Annotated in this window: 13 protein-coding genes and 1 tRNA gene; 6 read left to right on the plus strand and 8 right to left on the minus strand. The window is 68.9% G+C overall.

Annotated elements, in window-relative coordinates; translation table 11 throughout:
* Positions 1–19: 19 nt before the first annotated feature.
* The 4 genes from ACRSBM_RS39335 to ACRSBM_RS39350 form a co-directional block, all read right to left on the minus strand.
* Positions 20–775 carry an ESX secretion-associated protein EspG gene (locus tag ACRSBM_RS39335; protein WP_434451793.1) on the minus strand — a complete coding sequence of 252 codons (756 nt, stop codon included), beginning with the start codon at positions 773–775 and terminating at the stop codon, positions 20–22.
* Positions 772–2,049, minus strand: a complete 1,278-nt coding sequence (locus ACRSBM_RS39340) for a PPE domain-containing protein (protein ID WP_434451794.1) — start codon at positions 2,047–2,049, stop codon at positions 772–774. The genes ACRSBM_RS39335 and ACRSBM_RS39340 overlap by 4 nt, the downstream gene beginning before the upstream one ends.
* The gene (locus ACRSBM_RS39345; RefSeq protein ID WP_434451795.1) at positions 2,046–2,609 is read right to left on the minus strand and encodes a hypothetical protein; all 564 of its coding nucleotides are present in this window, start codon (positions 2,607–2,609) and stop codon (positions 2,046–2,048) included. The genes ACRSBM_RS39340 and ACRSBM_RS39345 overlap by 4 nt, the downstream gene beginning before the upstream one ends.
* A 135-nt stretch (positions 2,610–2,744) precedes the next feature.
* Positions 2,745–3,386, minus strand: a complete 642-nt coding sequence (locus ACRSBM_RS39350; RefSeq protein WP_434451796.1) for a dienelactone hydrolase family protein — start codon at positions 3,384–3,386, stop codon at positions 2,745–2,747.
* Between the two features lie 76 nt (positions 3,387–3,462).
* On the opposite strand from ACRSBM_RS39350, the gene hisC reads away from it, so the two are divergent.
* The gene (hisC, locus tag ACRSBM_RS39355; RefSeq protein ID WP_434451797.1) at positions 3,463–4,530 is read left to right on the plus strand and encodes a histidinol-phosphate transaminase; all 1,068 of its coding nucleotides are present in this window, start codon (positions 3,463–3,465) and stop codon (positions 4,528–4,530) included.
* Here the strand turns inward: hisC and ACRSBM_RS39360 are convergent.
* Together ACRSBM_RS39360 and ACRSBM_RS39365 are read right to left on the minus strand one after the other, a co-directional pair.
* Positions 4,520–5,269 (minus strand): sulfite exporter TauE/SafE family protein, encoded by a 750-nt coding sequence (locus ACRSBM_RS39360; RefSeq protein ID WP_434451798.1) that lies wholly within the window; start codon positions 5,267–5,269, stop codon positions 4,520–4,522. The genes hisC and ACRSBM_RS39360 overlap by 11 nt on opposite strands.
* A 122-nt stretch (positions 5,270–5,391) precedes the next feature.
* On the minus strand, positions 5,392–7,446 hold the full coding sequence (locus ACRSBM_RS39365) for an SdrD B-like domain-containing protein (protein WP_434451799.1): 2,055 nt from the start codon (positions 7,444–7,446) through the stop codon (positions 5,392–5,394).
* A 360-nt stretch (positions 7,447–7,806) separates the two neighbouring features.
* Between ACRSBM_RS39365 and ACRSBM_RS39370 the strand changes: the two genes are divergently transcribed.
* Positions 7,807–8,229 carry a helix-turn-helix transcriptional regulator gene (locus ACRSBM_RS39370; protein ID WP_434451800.1) on the plus strand — a complete coding sequence of 141 codons (423 nt, stop codon included), beginning with the start codon at positions 7,807–7,809 and terminating at the stop codon, positions 8,227–8,229.
* A gap of 19 nt (positions 8,230–8,248) precedes the next feature.
* Positions 8,249–8,659 carry a VOC family protein gene (locus tag ACRSBM_RS39375; protein WP_434451801.1) on the plus strand — a complete coding sequence of 137 codons (411 nt, stop codon included), beginning with the start codon at positions 8,249–8,251 and terminating at the stop codon, positions 8,657–8,659.
* 364 nt (positions 8,660–9,023) lie between these two features.
* Here ACRSBM_RS39375 and ACRSBM_RS39380 read toward each other — a convergent pair.
* Together ACRSBM_RS39380 and ACRSBM_RS39385 are read right to left on the minus strand one after the other, a co-directional pair.
* Positions 9,024–9,108 (minus strand) — tRNA-Ser (locus ACRSBM_RS39380).
* A 27-nt stretch (positions 9,109–9,135) separates the two neighbouring features.
* Complete coding sequence (locus ACRSBM_RS39385; protein ID WP_434453408.1) at positions 9,136–9,567, minus strand: MarR family winged helix-turn-helix transcriptional regulator; 432 nt, start codon at positions 9,565–9,567, stop codon at positions 9,136–9,138.
* Between the two features lie 164 nt (positions 9,568–9,731).
* On the opposite strand from ACRSBM_RS39385, the gene ACRSBM_RS39390 reads away from it, so the two are divergent.
* The 3 genes from ACRSBM_RS39390 to ACRSBM_RS39400 all read left to right on the plus strand — a co-directional run bounded on the left by ACRSBM_RS39390 (position 9,732) and on the right by ACRSBM_RS39400 (position 12,912).
* The gene (locus tag ACRSBM_RS39390; protein ID WP_434451802.1) at positions 9,732–11,444 is read left to right on the plus strand and encodes a bifunctional metallophosphatase/5'-nucleotidase; all 1,713 of its coding nucleotides are present in this window, start codon (positions 9,732–9,734) and stop codon (positions 11,442–11,444) included.
* Between the two features lie 97 nt (positions 11,445–11,541).
* Positions 11,542–12,108 carry a hypothetical protein gene (locus ACRSBM_RS39395; protein ID WP_434451803.1) on the plus strand — a complete coding sequence of 189 codons (567 nt, stop codon included), beginning with the start codon at positions 11,542–11,544 and terminating at the stop codon, positions 12,106–12,108.
* Between the two features lie 63 nt (positions 12,109–12,171).
* Positions 12,172–12,912, plus strand: a complete 741-nt coding sequence (locus tag ACRSBM_RS39400; protein WP_434451804.1) for a hypothetical protein — start codon at positions 12,172–12,174, stop codon at positions 12,910–12,912.
* The last annotated feature ends 250 nt before the right edge of the window (positions 12,913–13,162 follow it).

Raw genomic sequence — 13,162 nt, forward strand, 5'->3', positions numbered from 1 at the left:
CCCGCCCGCCGGTGTGGATCTACCCCGCCGCGAGCAGCTCGTCGACGGCGTTCGTCAGCCGGGCGGCGTCGGCGGGGGCCAGCACGAGCCAGCCGTCCTGTTTGCGCAGGAGGTAGCGGCCCTCCCTGGTGTCGAGCCAGGAGACCGATCGGCCGGTCGGGCGCGGCACGCCGTCGCGGTTCCGTGCGGTCAGGCCCAGTTCGCCGCCGCCGATGCGGGACGTCACGATGCGCATCAGGTTGTGCGCTTCCGGCTCGCGGATGCCGGCGTCGCGCAGGACCTCCAGGAACGCCTGCTTGCCCTCCTGCTCACCCGCCCGGCCCGCTCGCACGTAGTCGTCCCAGCGCACGTTCACCGCGCGCCCGGACCCCGGTACGAGGCCCGGCAACGACGACACCGTGGCCGAGGCCAGCGACGTCGGGCGGAACGGGTAGAGGTGCACCTGGCCGTTCACGCGGGCGGCGAACGCGCCGTTCCAGCCGGCGCACGCGACGCCGCGGGCCAGTTCGGTGCCCTTGAAGTACGCGATCTCCAGCGCCCGGTCGAACTCGCCGAGGCCGCTGACCAGCGCCCTCAGGTCGGGGTCAGGGCGCTGGATCGTGCCCAGCCGGCGAGCCAGCAACGTCTGCGAGCTCTCCTCGACGAGACGCTGCCGCGCCGCACGGGTGGCCCCGACGTGGGGCGTGCCGAGCGGCACGACGCGGTCCTCGCCGTGCACGGCCTGCCACAGCAGGAAGAACTCCTGCGAGCTCACCGTGAACTGGCGTTCGTTCACTGACCGATCACCGGCGGGGCCGCCTTGCGGTCCAGACCGAAGACGTTGTCGTCCTCTTCCAGGTAGCTCGCGGTCTTGTGCTCACGCGCGTCGTCACGGCCGCCTGCCGCCGCCGGGGCACCGGCCATCGGCGCGCCCATCGCGAGCGGGTTCTGGAACGCCTTGGTCTGCCCACCGGTCGACTGCGAGGCCGCGGCCGCCGCGGCACCGGCGCCACCGCGCGAGCCCTCGCTCACGCCGGCCGCGCCACCGGCGGACCCACCACCACTGGCACCGCCGGCGCCACCGGCGCCCTGGTTGCCGGTGTTGGGGCCGAACGGACGGGCCATCCCGCCGCCGAATCCGCCGCCGAATCCGCCTCCACGGCCGCCGCCACCACCGCCACCGCCGCCGTAGCGCGACGACGTGTTCGTGGTACCGCGGTTCTGGTTCTGCGTGCCGGTCGTCGCCACCGGGGCGCCGGTGCCCGCGCCCGTGGTGCCGTCCGGGGTGCCCGGCGTGCGGGTGCCACCGAGTTCGGGGCCGGTCGGAGCCGGGTTGATCGGGTTCACCGGAGGCGTGAACTGTGCGGGCACGGTCTGGTCGACGGCGGCCGAGTTGCGCTGGAAGGCCGCCATCACGTCCGCCGCGCGGCGGTGCGAGGCGTCGTTGGCCGCGAGGGTGTCGACGGGGCTGCTGCCGATGGTCTCGAAGCCGGCGAACTCACCGGGCGTCGTCTCCGCGATCATCCGCTGTTCCCGCAGGTTCGTCGAGGCGAACCCACCGGCCTGGTCGACCGCCACGACGCGGTCCTGCGGGCGCAGGACGGGCCTGGGCACCGCCGTGTCGGGCGGCACCGGCGGATCGGGGGCCTTGGGAGGCGGCGGCATCGCGGCACGGGCGGCCTCGACGTTGCTGGTCTCCGTCGTGATCGCGACCGACACCTTGGTCGCGTAGGTCGCGGTGTCGTCGACCCAGTTGGTGACCTCGGTCAGACCGTCACGGGCCAGCCGGGCCGACTCGCTGTCCCAGCCGACGGCCGAGTCCTCGACGGCCTTGAGCAGGTTCGTGCGCACGCCGGCGATGTCCTCGCCGATCTTCTGCCAGTTCGTGGCGGCGGCCTGGGCACCGGCGAGGTTCACGCCCGTGTGCACCATGTTGTAGAGCTGTTCGTGCGTGTACGTCATCCAGTCGACCGGCTCATGTAAGTCGCTGCGGTCGTACTTGTGGTCGTGGTGCGGCGACTTGTCGTCCTTGTCGCCGTTGCCCTTGTTGTCGTGCGACCCGTGACTCACCAGGACCCCCCGGCGTTATTCATCGAGTTCTCGGCTTCTTCTTCGGCATCGCGGATGGTGTCGCGGCTGCGGCTCAGGGCGTTGCTGATGTCGTCGAGCACCTTGAAGAGGTCCAGCAACGCCTTCGCGGCGCCGGAGTCCTCACCGACGGCGAGGTCGGCGAACCGCGCGCTGATCGCCTTGGCGACCGGGTTCTCCCCGAGCTGCAGCGGCGTGGCCAGCTGGTCGGTGGTGCGCTTCCACAGGTCCATCACCTGGTCGCGCGCGGCGTCGACCGCCTTGATCAGCGCGTCCGCGGCGTCGACGTCGAGCGTCAGGTTGCCGCTGTCCGCCGCCTCGTCGAGCTTGGCCGCGGCGTTGCTCGCCTCCGCCTTGTCCACTGCCATCTGTTGCTGGAGAACAGGTTTCACCGCCGCCAGCTGTTCAGCCGTGATCGGCGTGGTGGTCGCCGTCGAGACCGCTGGAGTCACCTCTGGAGTCACCGCCGGTGCCTCCGCGGGCGGCACCGTGCCGATCGCCGTGCCTGTCGTCTCAGTGCCTGTCCCCGTGCCTTCAGCCATCCCTAATAACCCCCTGCACTGCTAACTCGTCACCGCAGCACTGAGTGTTACGCGCAGCCACACCCAGCCAGCCGTCCGAAGCGTTCCTTAGATGTACCTGCAGGACGGTTCGGTTCCAATCCGCCGGAAGAACTCTTACCTCATGTGCGCGTCGAACCAGTTCAACGCACGAGCCCATGCTTCGTCACTGGAAACGTCGAAACGGATCACATCCGACGCGGTCTCCGAGCTGATCACAGCATCACGAAGCTTGCTCACTTCTTCCGAGTCGTCGTCGCGGAAGATCCCGAGCCACGGGCAGGTCAGGTCGGCCGCGACGTCCACCAGCGCGGGCAGCCCGTCCGAGAGCGGCTCGAGGATGCCGGGCGCCTGCACGGTGACGGCCGCGCCGATCGTGCGGCTCGCGGCGACGACCATCGCGACGGTCCCGCCGATGTCGAAGCCGACGACACCCATCCGGTCGGCGCCCACCCCCTGCTGCCCCAACCAGACGAACGCGACGTCGGTGTCGGCGAGCAACCGGTCGCCGGAGAGCTTGCTGACCCGGTCCCTGATGTCGTCACCGTGGACGCGGTCCTCGTCGTAGAGGTGCGGCGCGATCGCGAGCCAGCCCTCGTCGGCCAGGCTGCTGACGAGCGTGCGCACCCCCGCCGTCATACCGCGGGCCTCATGCAGCACCACGAGCCCGCCCCGCACGGCGGAGTCGGGTTCGGCGATCGTCACCCGCAGCTCACGGCCGTCGGTGAGGGAAAGCGTCTCGATGCGGGTAGTGGTCATGTTTCCCAGCCTTCCACGTGGGGGTGAACTCCAGTCAACGTGACCAATCGGACGGAGCAATGCGAGGATCGGGCACATGACCGTGCGAACCCGTGCTGACCTGGCGTCCCTGCCGTCCTACGTGCCCGGCAGGAGCATCCCCGGCGCCATCAAGCTCGCGAGCAACGAGGTGTCCGCCGGACCGCTGCCCAGCGTCGTCGAAGCGATCGCCGATGCGGCCACCGGCATCAACAGGTACCCGGACTCCGGGTGCGCCGAACTCACCGGACGGCTCGCCGACAAACTCGGCGTCCCGGCCGACCACCTGGCGATCGGCTGCGGCTCGGTGACCCTGTGCCAGCAGCTCGTCCAGGCCACCTGCGCCGAAGGCGACGAGGTGCTGTTCGCGTGGCGCTCGTTCGAGGCGTACCCGATCGTGACGCACGTCGCGGGCGCCCGGCAGATCCGCGTGCCGCTGAACTCCGAGCACGTGCACGACCTGGACGCGATGCTGGCGGCGATCACGCCGACCACCCGGATGGTCTTCGTCTGCAACCCGAACAACCCGACCGGCACCGCGCTGCGCACCGACGAGATCGAGGCGTTCATCGCCAAGGTGCCGCGCGACGTGGTCGTGGTCCTCGACGAGGCCTACAAGGAGTTCGTCGACGACGCACACGTCCCGGACGGCGTCGAGCTCGCGAAGCAGCAGTGGGCCGCGGGCCACAACAACGTGGCGGTCCTGCGGACGTTCTCCAAGGCCTACGGCCTCGCCGGCCTGCGCATCGGCTACGCGGTGGCACCCCCGGTCGTCGCGGACGTGCTGCGCAAGGTCTACGTGCCGTTCTCGGTGAACGCCCTGGCACAGGTGGCGGCGATCGCCTCACTGGACGCCGAGGACGAGCTGATGGCCCGCTGCCGCGCCATCGTGGCCGAACGCACGCGCGTGCGCGGCGAACTGCTGGCGATGGGCTACGACGTGCCCGAGACCCAGGCGAACTTCGTGTGGCTGCCACTGGCCGAACGCACGGGCGAGTTCAACGAGCACTGCCTGACGCACAAAGTCGTGGTCCGCGCGTTCGTCGGTGAGGGCGCCCGCGTGACCATCGGCGAGCCGGACGAGAACGACGCGTTCCTCGCGGCAGCTCGCGCGTTCACTTCATGAGCAGCTGAACGATCGCCGCGACTCCCACCACCACGATGACGCCGCGCAACACGGCGGGTGGGAGTTTGCGGCCGATCTTGGCCCCGATCTGGCCACCGACCACGGACCCGGCGGCCAGCAGCAGCACGACCAGCCACGCCACGTCGGCGATGAAGATGAACAGGACTCCCGCGACGAGGTTCACGAACGCGGTGAGCACGTTCTTCAGCGCGTTCATCCGCTGCAGGTGCTCGCTGACGAGCACCCCCATGATCCCCATGACCAGCACACCCTGCGCGGCGCCGAAGTAACCGCCGTAGATGCCGGCGGCGAAGACACCGATCCACAGCAACACGCCGCCGTCGTTCTCGCTGCGCCGGTGGGCGAGCTTGCGGTTGAGCCACGGCTGGATGAGCACGAGGACGAGCGCGATCACGATCAGCACCGGCACGATCGCGGTGAACGCCTTGTCGGGCAGCGTCACCAGCAGAATCGCGCCGAGGACACCCCCGAGGATCGAGGCAGGCAGCAGCCGCTTGATGCGGTCCGACTGCCCCTTCAGCTCCTCGCGGTACCCCCACGCGCCGGACAGCGATCCGGGCACGAGGCCGAGGCTGTTCGACACGTTCGCGACCACAGGCGGGTAACCGACGGCGAGCAGAACGGGAAACGTCACGAGCGTGCCGCTGCCGACCACGGTGTTGATGCCGCCTGCGAACACACCCGCGATGACCACCGCGATTGCTTCCCAGACCGTCATGTCACCCCCAGATACCCGATGGTTCGCGACGCTAACACTCCGTTCGGACCAGCGAGGTGTGGCGCTGATGACAGCGGGGCCGGCACTCAGCGTGAGTGCCGGCCCCGCAGGTCGATCTTCGGTTACGCGGTCTGCCTCCGCCTGCCGATCACGCTGGCGCCGAAGCCGAAGGCGACGAGCAGCGCGCCGACGAGGCCGAGGCCCAGCACGCTGGCGCCGGTCTTGGCCAGCGCGTCATCGGTGCCCGAACCACCTGCACCGGCGCCGCCCGCGACAGGATCTTCGCCGGCGCCACCGGGAGCAGGCTGTACGTCCGGCACGACGGGGAAGCCGCTGCGCGACTCACTGCCTGCTCGGACCCGCACGTGGCCGCCCCACTCGCCATCGAACTTCCACGGCCCGTCGACGTGGGCCCAGAAGTCGCCGGCCGGCACGTTGTCAAAGCGCACGTTGCCCTGGGCGTCCGAGATGGTCTCGGCGACGTCCACACCCAGCTCGCGATCGTGCAGCAGGAGCCGCGTGTTGGCGAGGCCTTCACCCTCGTCGAGCCGGAAGTTGCTGTTGCGGTCGTGGTAGAGCTCGCCGACCAGCGAGCCGAACCCGCCGGGAACGCGTGCGGTGTCGTGCGCGTACGGACCATCCGAGTTCCAACCGGCCTTCGGTGCGAAGGAGCACGAGGCGATTACGATGCCGACGCCGAACGCCGCAGCCGGCACCTGCTCGACCGCGACGAACGTCTTGGTCTCGCCAGGACCGACCGTCACCCCCTTGGAGTGGTGCAGGTCGCCCCAGCCCTCGGGCATGGGACGGCTCGGGGTGCCGCCGAGGTGGTGCTCGTCGCCGATGCCGTTGCAGGCCGCCGTGATGCCGCTGATCTGCCAGTCACCCGAGTTGGTCAGCGTGACCGTGATCCTGGCGTCCTCGCCGACCTGGTACACGTCCTTGTCGAGAGTCAGCGTCGCGCTCAGCGACTCGTGGTAGGGGCGCTCACCGCGAGCCGTGAGGTGGACCGGTGCGCCCGGCTGCACGCGGACCTTCGAGTCCACGCCGTCCGAGTGCACGACCCAACCGTCCGCGAAGGTGTAGCCGACGTAGTAGTCACCCGACGGCACGTCCCTGAACGAGTAACGGCCGTCCGCGTCCGTGGTGGTCTTGAAGTAGCCGTACGGCACACCGCCGTTGGCCTCGACCACAGCACCCGCGGCGGCCTCGCCCGCGTCCTGCTGGCCGTTGCGGTTCTTGTCGGTGTAGACGACGCCCGAGATATCGCCCTTGGTCTGCACGACAGTGACTTCGCCGGAGAGTCCGCACTGGCACGGGTTCGGCCGGCCGTCCCAATCGATGAGGGTCGACGGCCGCACCTTGCCGTTCGTGATGTCGCGGATCAGACCGGAGACCTGGAACGTGCGGGACTCCCCGGAGGCCAGCTCGATGCCGGCACCGCGCCAGCCGAAGTCACCCCACTGCTCGTCAGCGATCTCCACGGCGTACAGCGACCCCGACAGCTTGGCGCGCTGGGCGGTCTGACCACCGATGTTGGTGACGGTCGCCGTCATGCGCACCATCTCGTGCGACTCGTAGCTCGACTTCTCGAACGTCAGCGAGCCGCGCAGATCGGCGGCGGACGTTCCGGGCTCCATAAAGTAGATGGCGCCGCCACCTGTGTCGGACTCCGGGATGTGCACCGGCATGCCACCCTGGCCACCCCGCATCCTCCAGGCGGTGTCGAACACACCCCAGTACCGCCCGGCCGGAATCCCGGTGAACACGATCTTGCCGTCCGGCCCGCTCACGAAGTCGGCGGCCTTGGCGCCGGTGACCTCGTTCAGCACGGTCACCTTGAGACCGACGATCTCCTCACCGGCGTCGTCCCAGGAGTCGCCGTCCTTGTCGTGGACGAACTTGACCGTGAACTTGCCGACGGCGGCCTCGGGCGTCTCGACCGGCGCGGGAGCCTCGGTCGTCGGCTGAGCAGGCTCAGACGGCTGCGCCGGCTCACTGGTCGGCGTGGACGAGGGTGGTGCGGACTCGCTCGCCGACGGAGTGGGTTCCACCGGCGGCGTGGACGTCTCCGTCGGCGTGGACGTCTCCGTCGGCGCCGGCGGGGTGCTCGTCGGGTCGTCCTGTGCGAACGCGGCGGACGTGCCGCCGAAAGCCAGGACGGCAGCGGTGGTCAAGGCCCCGATTCTGAGCAGGGCACGGCTGACCGATCTTTCGGACAAGAAATCCCCCAAATAGACCCGTTGATGATCGGCCGCCGACGTCAAGCCCCCGCATGCGTCGAGCAAACCTCGCGCAAGGTATCGGACCCGCAACCGTGCTGGAAAGACCTTTTGAACATCAACACCCACTCCGGAAGGTGGCGTGCCGCACCAGGACGGCGTAGACGTACCTCGTCTCACGTCAGCTCACCCGGAACACCGGCAGCCGGGCCGGGCGGAAGGCGGATCGACCGTTCGTCCGTTCAGTGGGTCCTGCGACGAAACCGGACCCGATGACCAGATCGATCCCGAGCGCTGCGTCCAGGTCCCGGTGGCATGCTGTTGTTCGTGACACCGGAGGACCTGGCGCACCTGCGCCGGGCACGCGACCTGATGGACCGCGAGTACGCGCGGCCGCTGGACGTGCCCGCGATGGCCCGCGCCGCCCTGATGTCGCCGTCGCACTTCGCCCGCCAGTTCCGCGCCGCCTACGGCGAGACCCCGTACGGCTACCTGATGACCCGGCGGATCGAGCGCGCCAAAGCGTTGCTGCGCCTGGGGAAGCTCTCGGTCACCGAGGTGTGCGTCGAGGTCGGCTGCACGTCGCTCGGCTCGTTCTCCGCCCGCTTCACCGAACTGGTCGGCGAAACGCCCTCGGCCTATCGGGCGCGGGCTCACGCGGCGCTGGCTTCGGTGCCGGCATGCGGTTTGAAGGGCCTGACGCGACCGAGCAGGTTTCGAGAAGCGCGGCGTTCCTGACGTACCTAGGGTTTCGCCCATGAAGCTCTCACACACGTTCCTCTTCGTTCACGACCAGGACGCCGCGCTGAAGTTCTACCGCGACGTCATCGGCCTGGAAGTGCGCACCGACGAGTCGGTCGAGGACTACCGCTGGCTCACCGTCGGCCCGGCCGGTCAGCCCGACATCGAGATCGGCCTGTCCCGCATCGGCCCGCCCGTCCCGCCGACCGACTACGAGGCGCTGAACGCGTTGCTGGCCAAGGGATCGCTGCAGGGGATCATCTTCGAGCTCGACGACGTGGACGCGAAGTTCGAGGAGGTCCGCGCGGCCGGCGCCGAGGTCCTGCAGGAACCTATCGACCAGTTCTACGGCGTCCGCGACTGCGCGTTCCGCGACCCGTCCGGCAACATGATTCGCTTCTCGACGCCCCGTTCTACCCAGCCGTAAATTCGTATGCCTTTGCCGTCGGCGATGTCGACGGAAGGGCGTTCGAGGTCGGCAGTCACCGGTTTTCGGCCGTGTCGCGCCGCTGACGTCGGGACAGGGCACTCCGTTTACCCACTCGCCATACGTCCAGCACAGCCAGGGTCACAGCGAGAACGACTACTATCGCCAGCTCTGCCGACCCGATGTTGCCGAACATCGCGAAGGCGAGCGAAAGAATGAAAGCCGCCACCACGAAAACCACAACTGCGCGGAGCGAAATCTTAACAACGGGCACATTTCCCCCTTGACGTTCTCTGGACCCCCGAATGAGACTGGACGCAAACAGGGCGGCACACCGAGTGGTGTGCCGCCCCTGGTCATACTGCGGAAGCGGAGGGATTTGAACCCCCGGACGGTTGCCCGTCTCCCGCTTTCAAGGCGGGTGCATTCGGCCGCTCTGCCACGCTTCCAAGACACCGAGGTGCCCGCCGAGAAGCCTAGCCGCTCGACTCCCGCAGGTGTGTCATGACCCGGTCGAACACCTTGGCCAGCACCTCACCCTCCTCGGGCGTGAGGAGGTCGACGATGTGCTCGCGGACGCCGCGCAGGTGGGTTGGAGCTGCTTCCACCAGCTGCGCCATGCCCTTGGCCGTCAGCTCCGCCAGGACGCCCCGGCCGTCCTCGGTGCACTCGCGGCGCAGCACCAGGCCCGCCTTCTCCATGCGGGCGACCTGGTGGGAGACGCGGGACTTCGAGGAGGCCACGTCTTCGGCCAGCTGTGTCATTCGCATGCGCTGGTTGGGTTGTTCCGACAGCCTGACCAGGATCTCGTAGTCCGCCAGTGACACTCCGTGGGTGTCCTGCAGCTCTCGGTGCAGGCGGTCCATGAGCATGGAGGAACCGCTCACGTAGGTGCGCCATGCACGCATCTCACCCTCGTCGAGCCAGCGCGGCTCCTGGTCACTTGGTGTCACGGGAACAAGGCTAGACCTGGGGATGACGATCGAGTCATTCCTCTGGAAAACGTGGCGTTCGGAAGGCAGACTCCTCCGCCGTACACGCGCGTTAACCACGCCTTGGAAAGGCTCTACCCATGAGTTCGTTCAGACGGCTTTCCGTTCTGGCGATCACCGCCGCCGCGGCCTCTGTCATCAGCGCTACCGGGCCTGCCCAGGCCGATGCCCAGTCACTGCGCGGTCGGGGCACGGTTGACGTGCGCCTGATCGGCATCAACGACCTGCACGGCAACATCGAGCCGCCGACGGGGTCGTCCGGACGCGTCATCCTGCCGGACGGCACGACCGTCGACGCCGGTGGTGCCGCCTACAACGCCACGCACATCAGGAACCTCCAGAAGGAGGTCAGGAACTCCGTCATCGTCGGGCAGGGTGACCTGATCGGCGCGAGTCCGCTGGTGTCGGCGTTGTTCCACGACGAGCCGACGATCGAGGTGCTCAACGCGGTCGGCATGGACACGACCGCGGCCGGCAACCACGAGTTCGACGAGGGTTACCAGGAGCTCCTGCGCATGCAGCGCGGTGGCTGCCACCCGGTGGACGGATGCCAGTTCCGCGACAAGTACAAGGGCGCGAACTTCCCCATCCTCGGTGCGAACGTCACGCACGCCCGGACCGGGATGCCGGCTCTGCCGCCGTTCTGGGTGGAGATCCGGGACGGGATTCCGATCGGCTTCATCGGCATGCCGCTCAAGGACGTGCCGATCCTGGTCGACCCGAACGGCATCAAGGACATCAGGTTCGGCGACGAGGTGAAGGCGGCCAACAAGTACGCCAACCTCCTCGACGCGATCGGCGTGAAGTCGATCGTGCTGCTCGTGCACCAGGGCGACCAGGTCACCTCCTCGGGCGGTGGGCCCAACGCGTGCAATGTGGCTCCGCAGAACCCCGGCAGCTACATCGCCACCAACGTCAGCCCGAAGATCGACGCGGTCTTCTCCGGCCACAGCCACCAGCACTACAACTGCGTGGTCAAGGACCCGGCCGGCAACCCGCGGCCGTTCATCGAGGGCCTGGCGTTCGGGCGTGAGCTCAGCGTCGTCGACCTCAAGATCGACCGCCGGACGCGCGACGTCGTCCGTGGCGAGACCAAGGCCGACAACAAGATCGTCACCCGCACGGTGACGCCGGACCCGGCCATCCAGTCCATCATCGACCTGGCCAAGCAGAAGTCCGGACCGATCGCGAACAGGCCGGTCGGCACGATCGCCGCGGACATCGTGCGCGCGGCGGTCGCCTCCGGTGAGTCGCCGCTGGGCAACCTGATCGCCGACTCGCAGCTCGCGGCCACCACGGGCAACGGCGCGGTGCTCGCGCTGATGAACCCCGGCGGCGTGCGCGCGGACCTGACCTACGCCCAGAAGGGGGCCGAGGGCAACGGTGTCGTCACTTACGAAGAGGCGTTCACCGTTCAGCCGTTCGGCAACATCCTGCAGACGGTCACGCTGACCGGCGCGAACCTCAAGAACGTGCTGGAGCAGCAGTTCACCGCGGCCAGGACGTTCGTGTTGCAGCCGTCGGCGGGCCTGAAGTACAGCTACTCGGCGTCCGCGCCGTTCGGTTCGAAGGTCTCGGACGTCGTGCTCAACGGCGCTCCGCTGGACCCGAGCGCGAACTACCGCGTGACGATCAACAGCTTCCTGCAGGGCGGTGGTGACGGCTTCAGCGAGTTCACGCTGGGCAAGGACATCACCGGTGGTGGCATCGACCTGGACGCGTTCTCCGCCTACCTGGCGGCGCACCCGAACCAGGGCGCTCCGGCGACCGACCGCATCACGAAGCTGCCGTAACCGCGGATCGCAGGCGAAGGCCGTTTCGGCGACGAAAGTCGCCGGGACGGCCTTTTTCGTGTGTCCGGCTGCTCCATTTGATCTAGGGTGAGGGCCGATGTCGTGGTTGCGTCGGCTCCTGCTGCTCGCCGGTCTGGTGACCGGCGCCTGGCTGCTGGGCGGCGCAGGTGAGGCGAACGCCGACGTCCGGGTCGAGATCGACCAGCTCGAGGTCGAGGTGAAGCTCCCCGTCGTCGACGTCGGTCTCGAGATCGAGACCGGAGCACCGGGGCAACGACCGGAAACGCCGGATCCGCCGAAGCCGGACCCGCGCACCGAGACTCCGGAACCTGCTCCCGCACCACCTCCGGCGCCCAGCCCGGTCGTCGAAGCGCCCGTTCAGGCCGAGGTGCCGCACCAGCAGCACACCCCGCCGCTCACGACGACGCGGCCCACGAACCCCACGCCCGTCCCGCAGCAGCCGCAACCGCAGGCCGAGCAGCCGATGACCGGCACGCTCCCGCACAGCGGCGCGGGGACGTCTGCGAGCGGCACCCAGATTCCGGTGGGTACGCTGCCGCACGCGTTGCGGCCGCCCGTCACCACAGCGTCTCTCGTCAGCACCGAACAGCACGACGCGCCCCGCACCGTGCGCGCGGAGGAACCGACGTTCTCCCCCGACTGATCCCGTGCCGCGCTTCCACAGCGGTGCACAGGGATCCGTCCTTTCATTCCGGGGAGAACAGTCATGCGCAAGAACCTCAACCGCACCATGTCCGCCGCCCTGCTGACCGGCGGCCTGATGGCCGCGACCGCCGGGTTCGCCCAGGCGGTTCCGGTGCCGCTCAACATCGACGAGGAGGTCCGCGTCGGCAACCTGGCGAGCATCCCGGTCAAGGTCTGCGGCAACGCGATCAACGTGCTGGGCAACAGCGACGCCACCTGCGAGGACAAGCCCGCCGCGCGCACCCAGGCCGACAATGCGCTCGTCTCCGCGCCCATCACGGTGTGCGGCAACTCGGTCGGCGTCGCCGGGGGCGGCACCGGCAGCTGCGGCGAGACCAAGGCCGAGGAGCCCAGCGGCACCGTCGAGGCCCCGGTGACGGTCTGCGGCACCAGCGCGGCCGTGCTCGGCACCGCGAGCGGCGACTGCGGCAAGTCCGAGACGCCCGAAGAGCCGGAGCAGCCCGAACAGCCGGAGCAGCCGGAGGAGCCCGAGCAGCCGGGTCCGGAGCAGCCGGGCGGCCAGAACCCCGGCGGCGGGAACAACAACGGTGGCAACGGCGGCAACAACGGTGGTGGCAACACCGGCGACGACACGGGCGCGGGCAACTCGCAGACCGGCAACAAGGCGTCGCAGCAGGCCTCCGCGATCCCGAACCTGTCGAGCACCGGCGCCGACCCGCTGGAGTTCCTGCTGGTGGGCCTCGGCCTGATGACCGCGGGCGTGATGGCTCGCCGTGGCGCGCGTCGCGTGACCAAGTCCTGATCATTTCCTGATTGCTCTCTGATCATTTTTACGGCAATCGCCCGGCGAGACCTCCTCGCCGGGCGATTGCTGTCCGCACAGTCGATCTCCGCAGGTCACCCGTCCGACTTCACCAATTCAGGTTGCGCGTGAGGTGTTGAGAAATGCGGCGATCAAGCGCATGCTCAATTACGAGCTGGCAACCGGAAGGTGAATGAACCAGACCCCCGGATGCCACGCCCAGAAGGGGTAGGTGGTGCTGTGCAGGTAT

The sequence above is a fragment of the Lentzea xerophila genome (genome assembly GCF_051094245.1).
Classification (GTDB): Bacteria; Actinomycetota; Actinomycetes; order Mycobacteriales; family Pseudonocardiaceae; genus Lentzea; species Lentzea xerophila.